16 protein-coding genes are annotated in these 14,883 nt (G+C 74.0%); 10 read left to right on the forward strand and 6 right to left on the reverse strand.

Going from position 1 to position 14,883, the window contains the following annotated elements:
* The first annotated feature begins 80 nt into the window (after positions 1 to 80).
* Positions 81 to 2,183: an MMPL family transporter gene (locus ACIQFU_RS06040; protein ID WP_402549325.1), complete on the forward strand. Its 2,103-nt coding sequence runs from the start codon at positions 81 to 83 to the stop codon at positions 2,181 to 2,183.
* A 24-nt stretch (positions 2,184 to 2,207) separates the two neighbouring features.
* Here the strand turns inward: ACIQFU_RS06040 and ACIQFU_RS06045 are convergent, their stop codons facing one another.
* Entirely contained in the window at positions 2,208 to 2,633 is a 426-nt protein-coding gene (locus tag ACIQFU_RS06045) for a TIGR03618 family F420-dependent PPOX class oxidoreductase (RefSeq protein WP_402549327.1), read from the reverse strand.
* A 98-nt stretch (positions 2,634 to 2,731) separates the two neighbouring features.
* Complete coding sequence (locus tag ACIQFU_RS06050; protein WP_402549328.1) at positions 2,732 to 2,938, reverse strand: hypothetical protein; 207 nt, start codon at positions 2,936 to 2,938, stop codon at positions 2,732 to 2,734.
* Positions 2,939 to 3,153: 215 nt separating this feature from the next.
* Between ACIQFU_RS06050 and ACIQFU_RS06055 the strand changes: the two genes are divergently transcribed.
* The 7 genes from ACIQFU_RS06055 (at position 3,154) to ACIQFU_RS06085 (ending at position 8,977) form a co-directional block, all read left to right on the forward strand.
* Positions 3,154 to 4,155, forward strand: a complete 1,002-nt coding sequence (locus tag ACIQFU_RS06055; RefSeq protein ID WP_402549329.1) for a mechanosensitive ion channel family protein — start codon at positions 3,154 to 3,156, stop codon at positions 4,153 to 4,155.
* Between the two features lie 141 nt (positions 4,156 to 4,296).
* Positions 4,297 to 4,944, forward strand: coding sequence for a class I SAM-dependent methyltransferase (locus ACIQFU_RS06060; protein WP_402549330.1), 648 nt, complete (start codon positions 4,297 to 4,299; stop codon positions 4,942 to 4,944).
* A 98-nt stretch (positions 4,945 to 5,042) separates the two neighbouring features.
* Positions 5,043 to 5,231, forward strand: coding sequence for a hypothetical protein (locus ACIQFU_RS06065; RefSeq protein WP_104633466.1), 189 nt, complete (start codon positions 5,043 to 5,045; stop codon positions 5,229 to 5,231).
* 20 nt (positions 5,232 to 5,251) lie between these two features.
* Positions 5,252 to 5,959: a hypothetical protein gene (locus ACIQFU_RS06070; protein WP_402549332.1), complete on the forward strand. Its 708-nt coding sequence runs from the start codon at positions 5,252 to 5,254 to the stop codon at positions 5,957 to 5,959.
* Complete coding sequence (locus ACIQFU_RS06075) at positions 5,956 to 6,975, forward strand: DUF6895 family protein (RefSeq protein WP_402549333.1); 1,020 nt, start codon at positions 5,956 to 5,958, stop codon at positions 6,973 to 6,975. Before ACIQFU_RS06070 ends, ACIQFU_RS06075 begins: the two co-directional genes overlap by 4 nt.
* On the forward strand, positions 6,972 to 7,892 hold the full coding sequence (locus ACIQFU_RS06080; RefSeq protein WP_402549335.1) for a DUF6895 family protein: 921 nt from the start codon (positions 6,972 to 6,974) through the stop codon (positions 7,890 to 7,892). Before ACIQFU_RS06075 ends, ACIQFU_RS06080 begins: the two co-directional genes overlap by 4 nt.
* Complete coding sequence (locus ACIQFU_RS06085) at positions 7,889 to 8,977, forward strand: serine hydrolase domain-containing protein (protein ID WP_402549336.1); 1,089 nt, start codon at positions 7,889 to 7,891, stop codon at positions 8,975 to 8,977. Before ACIQFU_RS06080 ends, ACIQFU_RS06085 begins: the two co-directional genes overlap by 4 nt.
* 77 nt (positions 8,978 to 9,054) lie before the next feature.
* On the opposite strand, the gene ACIQFU_RS06090 is transcribed toward ACIQFU_RS06085, so the two are convergent.
* Both ACIQFU_RS06090 and ACIQFU_RS06095 read right to left on the reverse strand, forming a co-directional pair.
* Entirely contained in the window at positions 9,055 to 10,431 is a 1,377-nt protein-coding gene (locus tag ACIQFU_RS06090) for an alpha-lytic protease prodomain-containing protein (RefSeq protein WP_402549337.1), read from the reverse strand.
* A 204-nt stretch (positions 10,432 to 10,635) separates the two neighbouring features.
* On the reverse strand, positions 10,636 to 12,297 hold the full coding sequence (locus ACIQFU_RS06095) for an alkaline phosphatase D family protein (RefSeq protein WP_402549339.1): 1,662 nt from the start codon (positions 12,295 to 12,297) through the stop codon (positions 10,636 to 10,638).
* A gap of 145 nt (positions 12,298 to 12,442) precedes the next feature.
* Here ACIQFU_RS06095 and ACIQFU_RS06100 point away from each other — a divergent pair, with 145 nt between their 5' ends.
* Entirely contained in the window at positions 12,443 to 12,748 is a 306-nt protein-coding gene (locus ACIQFU_RS06100) for a hypothetical protein (protein ID WP_402549340.1), read from the forward strand.
* A gap of 49 nt (positions 12,749 to 12,797) precedes the next feature.
* Here ACIQFU_RS06100 and ACIQFU_RS06105 read toward each other — a convergent pair whose 3' ends face one another.
* Both ACIQFU_RS06105 and ACIQFU_RS06110 read right to left on the reverse strand, forming a co-directional pair.
* Positions 12,798 to 13,598 carry a class I SAM-dependent methyltransferase gene (locus ACIQFU_RS06105; RefSeq protein WP_402549342.1) on the reverse strand — a complete coding sequence of 267 codons (801 nt, stop codon included), beginning with the start codon at positions 13,596 to 13,598 and terminating at the stop codon, positions 12,798 to 12,800.
* Between the two features lie 293 nt (positions 13,599 to 13,891).
* Positions 13,892 to 14,098 carry a hypothetical protein gene (locus tag ACIQFU_RS06110; protein ID WP_402549344.1) on the reverse strand — a complete coding sequence of 69 codons (207 nt, stop codon included), beginning with the start codon at positions 14,096 to 14,098 and terminating at the stop codon, positions 13,892 to 13,894.
* 103 nt (positions 14,099 to 14,201) lie between these two features.
* Between ACIQFU_RS06110 and ACIQFU_RS06115 the strand changes: the two genes are divergently transcribed.
* Positions 14,202 to 14,882, forward strand: a complete 681-nt coding sequence (locus ACIQFU_RS06115; RefSeq protein WP_402549346.1) for a transcriptional regulator — start codon at positions 14,202 to 14,204, stop codon at positions 14,880 to 14,882.
* Position 14,883: the final 1 nt, after the last annotated feature.

The raw sequence follows: 14,883 nt of genomic DNA on the forward strand, positions 1-14,883 counted from the left end.
GCGCAAGTAACTCGATGATTGAGATTGTTTATGATCGAGTCACTTTCCCGCCGGTACGCAGACCTGGAGACCCGCCACCGATGTCCACCCCCTCCCGATGGGCCCGCCGGCTCGTCCCCGCGGTCCTGCTCCTGGTCTGGCTCGGCATCGGCGGAGCGCTCGGGCCGTACGCCGGAAAGCTCGGCGAGGTCGCCACCAACGACCGGGCCGCCTTCCTGCCCCGCAGCGCGGAGTCCACCCGGGTCGTCGACGCCCAGAAGGCCTTCCAGCAGGACGAGACGCTCCCGGTGATCGTCGTGTGGACCGCCGACGGCGGCGACGGCTCCGTCACCGGCCACCGGGCCGAGGCCACCCGCTCCCTCGCACCCCTGAAGGGCGAGCCGGGTGTCGTAGGGCAGGCGTCGCCCGCGCTGCCCTCCGAGGACGGCGAGGCGCTCCAGGCCGTCGTCCAGGTCGAACCCGGCCTCGGCGACGCACTGCCCGACGTCCTGGCGAGGATCGGCGACGCGGCCGGACGGGTGCCGGGCACGCAGGCGCAGCTGGCCGGCCCCGCGGCCTCCCAGGCGGACCTCTCCGACGCCTTCTCGGGCATCGACGGGCTGCTGCTGGGCGTCGCGCTGATCACGGTGCTGGTGATCCTGCTGCTCGTCTACCGCAGCGTCCTGCTGCCCCTCGTCATCATCCTGGGCGCCGTCTTCGCCCTGGGGCTGGCCTGCGCGGTCGTCTACGCGCTGGCCGAGCGCGACGTCGTACGCGTCGACGGGCAGGTCCAGGGCATCCTCTCCATCCTGGTCATCGGCGCCGCCACCGACTACGCGCTGCTGCTCACCGCCCGCTTCCGCGAGGAGCTGGCCCGGCACCCGGACCGCTTCACCGCGGTGCGCGCCGCGCTGCGGGCCTCCTGGAGCGCCGTCGTGGCCAGCGCGGCCACCGTCGCCCTCGCCCTGCTGGCGCTGCTGCTCAGCGACCTGACCAACAACCGCGCGCTCGGACCCGTCGGCGCCATCGGCATCGTCTGCGCCGTACTGAGCACGCTCACCTTCCTGCCCGCCGTCCTGGTCCTGCTCGGCCGGGCCGCGTACTGGCCCGCGAAGCCCGTACCGGCCGGCGACCCGGAGGCGGCCGGCGGACACCGGCTGTGGCACCGCGTCGCGGAACTGGTGGACCGGGCCCCGCGCCGCATCTGGGCCGTCTCGCTGGCCGCGCTGCTCGCCTGCGCCGCCTTCGCACCGGCCTTGAACTCCAAGGGCGTGCCCCTGGACGAGATCTTCGTGAACGACACCCCGTCGGTCGCCGCGCAGCAGACCCTGGCCCGGCACTTCCCGGGCGGTTCCGGCAACCCGGCGGTGATCATCGCCGAGGCCGACCGTCTCGACCCCGTCCTCGCGGCGGCCCGCGACACCCGCGGCGTCGCCTCCGCCGCCCCGGTGACCGCCTCCGGCCGCCCCGGCGGCGGTGAGCCCGAGGTGGTTGACGGGCGGGTGCGGATCGACGCGACGCTCCAGGCGCCGGCCGACAGCGACGCCGCCAAGAGCACCGTGGCCCGCCTCAGGACGGCCCTCCACGAGGTGCGGGGCGCGGACGCCCTCGTCGGCGGCTACACCGCCCAGCAGTACGACACCCAGCGCACCGCCGAGCACGACCGCACGCTCATCGTGCCCGTGGTCCTCGCCATCATCCTGGTCATCCTGACCGGCCTGCTGCGCTCGCTGCTGATGCCCGTGCTGCTGGTGGCGACGGTGGCGCTGAACTTCGTGGCCACCCTGGGCGTCTCGGCGCTGGTCTTCACCCACGTCTTCGGCTTCAGCGGCACGGACGCCTCCGTCCCGCTGTACGGCTTCGTCTTCCTGGTCGCCCTCGGCGTGGACTACAACATCTTCCTCATGTCCCGGGTGCGCCAGGAGTCCCTGCGCCACGGGGTGCGGGAGGGCACCCTGCGCGGTCTGACGGCCACCGGCGGCGTGATCACCTCGGCCGGAGTCGTCCTCGCCGCCACCTTCGCCGCGCTCGGCGTGATCCCGCTCGCCTTCCTGGTGCAGATCGCCTTCATCGTGGCCTTCGGGGTCCTGCTGGACACGCTGGTCGTGCGCTCGCTGCTGGTCCCGGCGCTCGCCCGCGACATCGGCGCCGTCGCCTGGTGGCCCGGGCGGCCCGGACGCCGGGCCGGGGCGGGCCGGGAGTGACCCGTCCCCGCCCCGCCGGGCGCCTCACGCGTCCGGACGCCGCGCCAGGGGCCGCACCGTGCCGAGGAAGCGCCGTACGTCGATCTCGATGACGACCCGCTCCGAGTTCGCCCGGGGCTGCCGGTAGCGGGCGGCGTAGCGGGCCTCCGCGTCGCGGACCGCCGCCGCGTCGTCCCGTACGGACGCGACGCCCTCCAGCGTGGACCAGTGCCTGCCCTCCACCTGACCCACCGCGACGACCGCTCCGGCGGCCCGCCGCACGTTGCGGGCCTTCGTGGTGTCCCGGCTGGTGATGACCCGCGCGGTGCGCGTGGCGTGGTCGTACGTCACCCCGACCGGGACCAGGTGGGGCGTCCCGTCGGCCCGCGGCGTCGACAGGAAGCAGATGCGGCGCTCCTGCCAGAACCGGACGAACTCGTCGTCCGCGTCGTGCTGTTCCCCGGTGTCCATCCGCTCTCCTCACCCGCGCAGCGTGCGTCCCTTCCGGGACAGCATCGCCCGGCGGGCCGGACGCCCGCGCGGCGGGGTCCGGACGGCGGGGGCTCGGTTCAGGCGGCGTCCCGTTCGGACGCCCGGGCCGGCTCCGGGCGCGGACCCGGGGAGTGGTGGCTCCGGCCGCCGGGGAGCAGGCGCAGATGCCGCCGCCGTGCATGCCGGGGCGGCCCGGGATCACCGAACAGCCGGTCCTCCAGGTACGTCATGGTGAACAACAACAGCCCCAGCCCGGGCAGTAGTAGGACGGCAACGGTAACCACGCCGCAGGTCCCCCTCCGCTGTGGACGACTCCCTGCGGGTGCCCCGGCCGGGGCCGGTGATGAGCCCGCCGGGAGTGAAGATGACGCAACTGTCGGACATATGGGGCAAGTGGCGGAAAAGAGTGGTGCGTGCGCTGGGTCATGTTCGTGCCGTCCGTGGGTAGGCGGCTCCGACGGCAGACAAGTCGTCTCCGAGGAACGGAGCAGCCGAGCCGATGTCGCACACCTCCCCGCCCGCCGAACCGGCCACGGACCCGCAGCTGGCGGTCTCGTGGTCGGACTGGGTCGGCGACCACACCACGTCACTGATCGGGATACCGCTGCGCATCGCGCTCATCGTCGTGATCCTGCTCGTGCTGCGCGCGGTGGCGAAGCGGGCGATCACCCGGGTCGTCCAGCGGGTCCTGGAGCCGTCGGCGGGCGAGACCGAACGCAGCCGCCCCCGCAGGCCGGCCCGCGGCGCCGCCGTCCTGCACCGCGACCGGTCCCGGGCCCGGCAGCGGCGCGAACAGCGGGCCCGCACCATCGGCTCGGTGCTCAGCAGCGCCGTGACCATCGTGCTCTTCATGGTCGGCGTGGCCATGGTGCTCGACCAGGTCGGCATCGCCCTCGGCCCCCTGCTGGCCAGCGCCGGGGTGGTCGGCCTGGCCATCGGTTTCGGCGCCCAGAGCCTGGTCGCGGACTATCTGTCCGGGCTGCTCATCATGGTCGAGGACCAGTACGGCGTCGGCGACTCGGTCGACCTCGGCGAGGCCGTCGGCGAGGTGGAACAGGTCGGCCTGCGCCTCACCCACGTGCGCGACCTCAACGGCGGCCTGTGGCACATCCGCAACGGCGAGATCCTGCGCGTGCGCAACGACAGCCAGGAGTGGGCCCGCGCCGTGCTGGACGTCACCGTGGCCCACGACGCCGACCTCGACACGGTCTACCGTGTCCTGGAGGACACCGGACGGGCGCTGCGCGAGAACCCCGACTTCGCGGACGTCCTGCTCGAGGAACCTGCGGTATGGGGCGTGCAGTCCCTGGACGCCGAGGGGGTCCAGGTGCGCCTCGCCGTCAAGACCGTGCCGCTCCAGCAGTGGGGCGTCACCCGCGAGCTGCGCCGCCGGGTCAAGGAGGCGCTGGACGACGCGGGCGTCGAGAGCCCCTTCCCGCGGCGGTCGGTGTGGCTGCGTACCGACGACCCGGAGGACGAGTCGCAGGCGCTGACGGGCTGACGGACGGCCCGCCGGCGCCGGATTTGCCGGACCGGCAAACATCTTTGGTGCCTTCCGGACGGCCGGGGCAGCCTGCACGCGGGGTGCGCGAGAGTCGCGCGCCCCGCCGTGCACACGGCCGCGCCCGCCTCAGGAGGCACCATGACCGACATCCCCGCGCCGGCCCCCGCCGCGGAGTTCTGGGAGGCCCGCTACCGCGACACCGGACGCGTCTGGAGCGGGCGTCCCAACGAGCCGCTGGTCCAGGAGGCGGCCGGCCTCGTCCCCGGAACCGCGCTCGACCTCGGCTGCGGCGAAGGGGCGGACGCTGTGTGGCTGGCCTCCCGCGGCTGGCGGGTCACCGGCACGGACATCTCCGCCACCGCCCTCGCGCGCGCCGCCGGGCACGCCGCCGAGGCCGGGGTCGGCGACCGCGTCGCCTGGGAACGCCACGAGCTGGGGCCCTCGTTCCCCGAGGGCTCCTTCGACCTGGTGAGCGCCCACTATCTGCAGTCACCGGTCGAGCTCGACCAGCAGGCGGTGCTGCGCGCCGCCGCACGGGCCGTGGCGCCCGGCGGCACCCTGCTGGTCGTCATGCACGCCGGCTGGCCCTCGTGGCAGACCGAGCCGCCCTTCGACGCGGTCTTCCCCACCCTGGACGGCCTCCTCGCCGAACTCGCCCTGTCCGAGGGGGAGTGGAGCGTCGAGACCCGTCGTACCGCGCGTCGGCCGAGCGTCTCGCCCGAGGGCGTCGAGGGCTTCCGCGAGGACCATGTGTGGCGCCTGAGGCGCGCGGTTTTCGTTGAATGAGTTATCTCCTGAGAATTTTGTGATGAAAGGCATGTTCTGGGACTTATCGGACACCCTTGGGTGTGAAGGCCATTTGGCTACCAGAGGGAGATGGTGAAATGCCTTCTAAGGACAAGGTGCTCAAGGAAGTCACCCGCACCGAGAACATCGACATCGACGCGGTACTCGACCCCGCCGAGCCCGACGGAGTCTTCCGCGACAGCCGCGAGTGCGCCGCGCTCGCCCTGCAGTCCGGAGGTACCAACCTCCTGCTCTCGCCGCCGACCCCGCGCCCGAAGAAGGGCTGACGGACCGACGGGAGAACGTGATGGAGCAGTCGAGCACATCGGCCCTCCTGCAGGGAACGGTGCTTGAGCTCGCTTCCGACGTGGTCTCCGCTCTTCGGAGCGGAGACCACGTGCGAGCGGGGAGCACCCTGACGGGAGGCGGCGCCGGTGAGGGCGTCGCCCGGGCGGCGGTACGCGTCCTGGGCGCCGACGCCCTCCTGCCCGGCGTCCTGCTGGGCATCCCGCCCGACCCCGGGCAACTCGCCGTGTTCAAGGACGCGGTGGCGGCCCATCCGCCGCGCGCCGACGCGGCACCCACCGTCGTGTGGAGCCACTGGGCCATGACCCGGGCCCTGCGCCGGAGCGAACCGTCCCCGGACGGCCCGCCCGCCGACGGTTCGGGCGCCGAACCCGACGCCCGCTGGCTCGACGGCGCCGGCTGGCAGTTCCTGACCCACCAGCTCGCCGTCCTCGCCCCGCTCGCGCTGCCCGGCGAGGAGTGCGCGGTGACCCGCGTGGCGCGCGGCCGGCCCGTGGACGTCGCCCGCGGCTTCGTACGGGCGGTGCGCCGCCGCGACTGGCAGCAGGCGGCCGGGGCCGGGCGCTGGCTCACCCTCCTGGACGGGGTCCCCGACACCCTGGGCCTGGAAGCCGGGCTGGACTTCGTACGCCTCATGGGCGGTTCCGACCCGCGGGTGGCCCTGCAACTGGAGGCGGCGCGGCTGATGCCGGCCGGAGTCCTCCTGTGAGCGCCGGGGACGCGGGCGTGCGCGCCCCCGGTGTCCGCGGCGTCGAGGAGGCGGCACTGGACTGGGTGTGGGCCCACCGGGACCGCTTCGCACTCGGCGAGGACGCGCTGGCGGCCGACGGCCAGGTCAACCGGACGTGGAAGCCCCTGGGCGAGCTGACCCAGGTCTGCGCCTCCGTGTCCCGGTGCACCCCGCCCGGGGACCCGCTGCACACCCGGGTGTCCGAACTGCTGGACTTCGCCTGGCAGCAGACCCACCGGGGCGAACTCTTCCCGCTCATGCAGTCGCTGGAGCCCTTCGCCACCTACCCGCTGGAGGTGTACGCGGCCTTCGCCTCGGCCGGACTGCGGCACCCCGGCTACGAGGCGTCCGCCGCCGCGGTGGCCCGCACCCGCGGCTGGCGGCTGACCGAGCAGTACCCCACCCGGCGCCTCGGCGTGCTCGAGGCGGAGCGGCGCAGCGGCATCCACCCGCACGGGGACGTGCCGCAGGCGATGGGCCGCACCTGGCTGGGCGGCCTGCCGGAACCGTGGACCTTCGAACGCGCGGCCGGTTACGCGCTCACCCACGTCGTCTTCCACCTCACCGACTGGGGAAGTTCCGCCCGGGGCGTGCCCGCGGACCTCGCGGACTACCTGCTGCACTGGCTGCCGCCCTGGCTCGACACCTGCCTGGACGCCCGCATGTACGACCTGAGCTGCGAGCTGCTCGCGGTCGCCGCGAGCCTGCCGCGCACGCCGGAGCCGGCCGTCCTGGAGGACGCCTGGCAGCGGGTCGCGGCCGCCCAGGACGGCTCCGGCGCGATCCCCGAGGAGGGCGCCGCCCAGGACGCCGCCGGGCCGGACCCGGGACCGGACCCCTACGACTTCACCGACTGCTACCACTCCACCCTGATGGCCGCGTTCGCGGCGGCCCTCACCACGGCGGCCGCGGCGGCCCCGCCGGACGTGCGGGCGGCCACGCGACACGCCGCACCCCGCACAGGACAGCACGCCGCACAAGGAGCACCGGGATGACGGACACCCGCCTGATCCACCGCGTCGGAGCCGGTGCCCTGGAGTGGCTGTGGGCCCACCGCGACGGATTCCGCCTGGAGCCGGACGTGGACCCCGAGATCGGATTCCTGGAACGCTTCAAGCCGATCGGCGAACTCGCCCTCATCTGCAAGGTGCTCTTCCGCGAGGGCGTCGCCGGCTCCCGGCAGGCCCAGCTCGCGCGCCAACTGCTCGACCACACCTGGCGCGAGACACTCGACGGCGGCCGCATGCTGGTGCGCGGCCAGCGCATCGAACCCTTTTCGCCCACCCCCTTCGAGGTCTACCTGCCGTTCAAGGAGCTGGGCTACAGCCAGCCCGAGATCGAACACGCCACGGTCCTCAACCACCGGCTCGACAGTTGGGCGCGGTTCCCGGTCACCCCCACCCGGCGCCTCGGCCTGTCCGCCTTCCAGCGCCGCTTCGGCCTGACCGCCCGACCGCCCGAGGCCGACCTGGTCGCCGCCACCTGGCTGGCCGGCACCCCCGAGCCGTGGACGGTCGAGGGGCACACCGCGTACGACATCACGCACACCGTCTTCCACCTCACCGACTGGGGCGAGAACCCGGGCGGACTGCCACCCGACGTCGCCGACTACCTCGCCACCTGGCTTCCGGTCTGGACCGACGACTGGCTGGACCTCGAACGCTGGGACCTGCTCGGCGAACTCCTCGTCGTGGACGCCTGCCTGCCCCGGCCCACCCTCGACGAGGCCGCGTGGCAGGGCTTCGCCGCCGCGCAGCAGCCCGACGGCGCCATGCCCGCCGTACGCACGATGCCCGAGGGCGAACCCGACACCGTCTTCGACGTGGTCTACCACCCGACCCTGGTCGCCGCCTTCGCCTCCCTGCTCGCCACCTCACGCGCCCTCACCGAGCTGGCGCACTCCGCGCCGTGACGGGCCGTCGCACGCCCTGGCCGGGCGTCCCCGCCGACGCATCCGCCCCGGACGGGTACACGCCGGAGCCCGCACCCGCCGACGCGGCGGCACTGCGCGAGCGGCTGGCCGAGGCCGTGGAAGCCACCGACGCCCCCGACGTCGTCTTCGCCGTGTCCCGGCACGGCCGCCGCACCCTGCACAGCGGCGGCACCGCCCCACCCCCCGACGTGCCCCGGGAGGACCTGCGCTACGAGACCGGGTCGGCGTCCAAGACGTTCACCGCGCTGCTGCTCACCCGCCTGATCCGGCGCGGCGTGCTCACCGGCGGCGAGGCGGCCGCCGACTGCCTGGCCCCCGGCACGAGGGCCGGCCCGCACCCGGTCACGCTCGCCCACCTCATCACCCACACCGCGGGCCTGCCCGCCCTGCCGGCCGACTTCGTGCGCCGGGGCCTGCCCGCCTGGCGCACCAACCCGTACGCCCGCTATCCCGCCGAGCGGCTGACGGACGCCTTCCTGCGCCACACCCCGAGGCACCGCCCCGGAACCCGCTGGCACTACTCCAACTACGGCGTCTCCGTGCTCGGCCACGCGATCGCCGCGATCACCGGCACCCCCTGGGACGACCTGATCACCGGGCAGGTGCTGCGCGCCCTCGGCCTCAGCGGTACGGCCCTGCGCGCGGAGGGCCCCGGCACCGACGCCGTGGGCCACCGCAAGGACGGCCGCACCCCCGTCCCGGCCTTCGACGCGGGCGGCTTCCAGGCGGCCGGAGCCGTCCGGTCCACCCCCAACGACCTGCTCACCTTCCTCGAGGCCCACCTGGACCCGGCCCGCTCACCGGCGGCGGAAGCACTGCGGGCGGTACGGGTGCCGGTGCTCCGGCGCGGACCGGGCCACCGGCACGTGCACACCGTGGGCTGGTTCCGGCACCCCACGGACGGCGGACCGATGTACTTCCACAGCGGCGCCACCCTGGGCCAGCAGGCGTTCCTGGGCTTCCGGCCCGACACGGACACCGCCCTCGCGGCGGTGTGCACCCGGAGGTTCCGCGCCCGGGACCCGTTCATCGCCACCGCCTACGCGCTCCTCGCGCAGGGATAGCAGGGATTGCGGAACGCGTGGGCGCGGGGCCGCGTCGAGCGACCCCGCGCCGGGCGCCGGAAGAAGCCTTCCGACCGTCAGACCCGCTGCCACAGGGCCGGCGTGCTCGCCGGCGACCCGGCGCCCTGCGCCTGGTGGCTCTGCAGACAGCGGTAGCGCACCCCGTCGAAGGACACGGTGGTGCCGACCTCGTAGACCCGGCCCGCGGCCCACGCGTCCGCCGCCGCGTTGTCCTGCGGCGCGGGCGTCTGCGACGCGGCGGAGGTGGTCTTCAGGGTCAGGCCGAAGTCGCTGAGCAGGGGATTGATCGGCTGGTAGAAGGTCGTCCCGCCGTTCGTGCAGTCGCCCGAGCCGCCGGAGGTGGTGCCCTGCGCCTGGGTTCCCGACACGAAGGGGCCGCCCGAGTCGCCGGGCTCGGCGCACACCGTCGTCTGCGTCAGCCCGTCGACGGTGCCCTCCGGGTAGGTCACACTCGTGTCGTGCTGCTGGATCGTCCCGCAGTGCCAGCCCGTGGTCGAGCCGGAACGGCACACCGAGGCGCCCACGAGCGCTTCCACCGACCCGGCGAGCTGGATCTTCTCGCCGCCCTCGGCCTTCACGTCCGGCGTCGCGGTCCAGCCGGAGTTGACGCCCACCCAGGCCATGTCCTTGCCCGGGAAGGTCGAGGCCTGGAAGGTGCCCTGGGCGGCCTCGTTGAACCCGGTGGTGGTGGCGCCCGGGTCGCCGCAGTGCCCGGCCGTGGCGAAGCCCTGCTGGTCGTCCTTGGTGACGGAGAAGCCGATGGAGCAGCGGGCCTGGTCGTTGATGTAGTAGGCGTCGCCGCCGACCAGGTCCTCCAGGACCCGCGGCTGGTCCGGCGAGACGCGGACCTCCACATCCTGGCCCGACACCCCGGAGGCCGAGAGGAAGGCGGACGCGGCCGACTCGCCGGTGGCCTGGACGGTGACCCGGTTGGTCTTGACGTCGACGTACCAGACCGGGGTCTGCCGGGTACCGGTGCGCACGGCGGCGGCGTCCAGCTTCTCCTTGACCGCGCGCAGTTCGGCCAGGTTCCTGCCGACGACGGCCGCCTTGGCGCCCTGGGCCTCGATGGCCGCGGTGTCGGCGGCGTCCGTGGTGGCGACGGTCAGCTCGGCCGAGGTCGCGCCGCTCACCCAGGCCCCGGCGAACCGGTCGCCAAGGGTGTTGCGCAGCATGCCCGCGCGGGTGCCCGCCTCCGCCTCGTTGACCAGCCGGGCCGCCGCCTGACCGGGGGCCAGCCTCAGATCGCGCTCCATCGCGCTCAGCATGCGCGCCGGGGCCACGGCTGCGTCGGGAGTGCGGGCCACGGCGGGCCGCGGTGCCGGGGCGGGCGGCGGCGCGGCCGACGCGGCCGAGGGGAGTGCGGTCAGGACCAGGGCGCCGAGCGCGGTGAGGGCTGCGCGGCGGCTGCGCGCGGCATGTCTGCCGACCATGCGATGTGCCTCCTTCGAGTGCTGTGCGAGACAGCGGTGTTCGGTGGGCGACCGTGGGTCACGGTGCGCCGGCGGCGAAGTCACAGGCCTTGCCGCAAAGATCCGCTGCGATGCCCGGCCCCGGTCTGTTTCGCGCTATGGGGGACGCCGTGGGTGCCATGTGCAGTACGCGGACGCCACGCCCGCCGGCCGGGACGGGCCGGGTCAGGCGGGTTTGAGCCCCGGCTCGCCCGCCTCGGTGACGAAGGAGGCGGCAGTGGTGACGGGAGCGCCGGGCGCGCTGATGGCGGAGACCGTCCTGAAGTCCAGATGGGTGGCCCGGCGGTCCAGTTCGGCCCGGACGTAGCCGCGCTTGCCGTTGTAGAACTTCATGTGCGGGTTGGCCCGCATGTACAGGTCCCAGTTGGCGGGCTTCTCCACGCCGTCCCGGCCGCTGGCCACCGAGGTGCAGGTGACCTCGGTGCCGACGGTGGCGGACGCGGGGTCGTCGAAGTCCTCCTTGACGTCGAGGGCGTAGCCCACGTGCACGTCGCCGGTGAGGATCAGCCAGTTGTCCACCCCGGCGGCCTTCGCCCCGGCGACCACCCGGTCGCGCGAGGCCCGGTAGCCGTCCCAGGCGTCCATGGAGAGCGCGGCGTCGGCGGTCACGTCGAACTTGCGCTGCGAGAAGCACACCTGCTGGGGCATCACGTTCCACAGCGCGGTCGAGCCCTTCCAGCCGTCGAGCAGCCACTGCTCCTGCGCGGTGCCGGTGATGGTGCGCGCCGGGTCGTCCGACTCGGCCCCGGGGGCGTGCGGCCGGTCGTCGTAGGCCTGGTCGGAGCGGTACTGGCGGGTGTCGAGGATGTCGAACTGGGCGAGCGTGCCCCATTGCAGCCGGCGGTACAGCCGGGCGTCGGGACCCTGCGGCAGCTGCGCGGCGCGCAGCGGCTGGTTCTCCCAGTACGCGCGGTACGCGGCGGCCCGGCGCAGCAGGAACTCCGACGGCGGGATGTCGTTCTCCGGGATGCTGCCCGCGTAGTTGTTCTCGGTCTCGTGGTCGTCCCAGGCGACGACGAACGGATGCCGGGCGTGTGCGGCCCGCAGGTCCTCGTCGGTCTTGTAGAGCGAGTAGCGCAGCCGGTAGTCCGCGAGGGTCGTCGTCTCGCGGTTGAACACGTCGGGCAGCGTGACGTCGGTGTAGCGGCGCTCCCCGCCCGCCGGGTCGACCGCGTACTCGTACAGGTAGTCGCCGAGGTGGAAGACCACGTCCACGTCGTCCTGGGCGACGTGGCGGAGCACGGTGTAGTAGCCGTCCATGTAGGCCTGGCAGGCGACCGCCGCCAGCTTCAGCGACGAGGCGGCGCTGCCCGCCGCGGGCGCGGTGCGGGTGCGGCCCGCCGGGCTGAGCCAGGTGCCGGCGCGGAAGCGGTAGTAGTAGACCGTCCCGGGCGTCAGGCCCTTCACGTCGACGTGGACGCTGTGGTTGTACTCGGCGTGGGCGTCGGCGGTGCCGCGGAACAGGACACCCGCGAAGTACTCGTCCAGCGCCACTTCCCACTCGACCGTGACCCGCTCCGTGCCCATCCCGCCGTCCTCCAGGAACGGCTCGGGCGCCAGCCTGGTCCACAGCAGCACCGAGTCCGGCAGCGGATCGCCGGAGGCGACACCGAGGGTGAAGGGGTCCTTGCTGATCCGTGCGGCGCGCTCGGGGGCGGCGACCGCGCCGCGGGCCGGCAGGTTGGTGGTGAAGGCGAGCGCGGCGGCCGCCGCGGTCACGGTGAGGAAGCGCCGGCGGCCGAGGTGCCGGACGGCGGCGCCCATCACGGCGTCGTGCGGGGAGAAGGCGTGCTCGGCCAGTGCGCTGGGACGGCCCGTGGGCGCCATCTGGTGTCCTCTCGTACAACGGGGCGGTGCGCGGACCCCGCATGTTAAGCAGACAAAACGCCTTAAACGGGCAGGGCTTGCGGAGTGATCACACAGGAGGAGGTACGCGCGTGTGGGCGCGGCCCCCGCGGGGCACCCGGGGGCCATGGCCAGGACACGGCGCTACGACGTGGCGGCCTCCGGCCGCTGGTGGGACGAGGACGACGGCCGCTGGCTGCCGGCCGGCGAGGTGCACGCGTGGGAGCAGGGCGGGAACGAGACCGTGTGCGGACTGTCGCTGCACCGCTCGCGGCTCTCCCGGTTCGCGGGTGTCACCTGGACCGACGTGCTGCCCGAGTCCGGCGGCGCCGCCGACGCCGTCCGCCGGGTCTGCCCCCGCTGCGCCGCCGCGGCCGGACGCAGGGGAGCGGACGCCCGGCCCGCCTGGCGGCGCGTCGACCCACGCCCGTAGGGGCCGGACACGCGGGCCCGGCCCCCGGCGGCTGGATGTGATCCGCGGCCTACGCCGGCAGCGGCGAGCGGCTCACCCTGATCTTGGACTGGCCGTGCGGCCGCTTCTCCCAGTCCGCCATGAACCGCGCGTGCAGGTTGTGCTGGGCGGCGAGCGTGAGCAGGGTGTCCGTGCGGTAGTAGAAGTCCTCGCGGAGCACCTGGTGTTCGGTGCCCTCCGTCCGGTCGAAGGTGAAGTCGAAGAACCCCGTGTCGGTCAGGACACGGCCCACGTGCGCGAGGCACTCGTCGACGACGCTCGGCGGCGAGTGCGAGAAGACGCTGTGCGCGTGGACGACGTCGAAGTGGTCGTCCGGCAGGAACTCCAGCCGCAGGTTCCCCGTGATGGTCAGGTGCGGCAGCTTGCCCTGGAGGCCGCGCTCGGTGAGGGTCTGGTTGGCGGCGATCAGGATGTCCGGCGAGATGTCGACGCCGTAGTAGTGACCGGTGTCGAGGTGGTCGATGAAGCGCCAGCCGCCGCGCAGGTTGCCGCAGCCGATGTCGAGCATGCGGTGCTCCGGACGCAGCCCGTGCTCGATCAGGTAGTCGAACTGCATCTGCCCGAGCGCCAGCCAGCGGTCGTGGGTCCGGCTGCCGACCGCGGCCTCCGGGTTGCGCCCGGTGTCGGAGGCCATCACCGCCCGGTAGTAGCCGACGGGGTCGGGGTGCTTGATTCGCAGCCACGCGTCCCGGCCGGCCCGGCGGACGTAGGGGCCGACGCGTTCGGGGTGGCGCAGCGCGTACCCGACCTTGTGCGTGAGCGCGGCACGGTTGCGGCGCAGCTTCTTCGGGGACTTGGCGTCCTTGGGCATGGGGGACGACCTCCGTACGGGTGACTCGGACAGTGAGAGGGCCGGCGGGGTGCCAGACCCGGCGGCGCGGCAGCAGGACCGTGACGAGGAGGAGGACGAGGACGAGGAGGAGGAGGAGGACGGGGGCGATGAGGGCGACGAGGGCGAGGGCGACGAGGGCGAGGGCGAGACCGCCGGGCAGCGCCGTGTCGGTACACCGGAACGTCCAGTGGTCGCCGGCCGGATCGGCCTCGCAGCAGCGGGAGACATACCCGTGCCGGGTCATGCTCTCCCACAGCTCCCCGCCGGCCCGGTCATGCGTTCTCGTCCTCTCGTTTCCGTCCCCGGTCGCCCGGGTCGTGCTCGTGTTGCCCGTGTTGCCCGGCGTGCTCGTCCAGCGCCGCCGTGACCGGGGCGAGTACGTCCCCCGGCTCCAGCCCGGCCCACCGGGCCCGCACGACCGGCTCGGCGAGGTCCGCCCGCAGCGGCGAGTCGTCCTCCGCGCGGGACGCCCTGAGCACGGTGCCGGGGGGACGGAGGTGACGGTGCGAGGTGTCTGGACTGCGCGTCCAGGTGTTGGACGTGTAGTCTGAGTCTCGTTGGAGTCGGAGCAAGGAGGCCCGGATGACCGATCCCGCGCTGGACGCCGAACGCGACGCCGTCCTCGCCGCACTGCGCCCCGTGGTCGACGGGATCGCCGCGACGTTCGGACCGGTCTGCGAGGCGGTGCTCCACGACTACCGGCGCCCCGAGCGCTCGGTCGTGGCCGTCGCCGGGTCGGTGACCGGGCGGACGGTGGGCGGGGCGATGAGCGAGATCGGCATGCGCGTGCTGGCCCGCGGCGACGAAGCCCGCGACGAGCTGAACTACGTCACACGCACACCCGAGGGCACGCTGCTCAAGTCCTCCACCATGGTGCTGCGCGACTCCACGGGCGCCGTCTTCGGTGCCCTGTGCGTCAACCTGGACGTCACCGCCGTCGACCGGGCCCACGCCCTCCTCGGCGCCCTGGCCGGCACCGCGCGCACCCCCGCCGAAGTGCCGGCGACCACCTTCGGCGACGACATCGACGCCGTGGTCGACGCCATTGTGGACGACCACCCGCTGCGCCGGGACACCAGCTGGGCGGCGCTGGACCGGGACCGGCGGCTCGAACTGTTCCGCGACCTCGACGGGCGCGGCGTGTTCGCCGTACGCCGCTCGGTCGAGCACGTCGCCGCCCGGCTCGGCATCTCCCGCGCCTCCGCCTACCACTACCTCTCCCAGGCCCGCGCCGTCCCCGGCCCGGCCGCCGACACCCCCTGAG

Source organism: Streptomyces sp. NPDC093065, assembly GCF_044754585.1.
Taxonomy (GTDB): Bacteria; Actinomycetota; Actinomycetes; order Streptomycetales; family Streptomycetaceae; genus Streptomyces.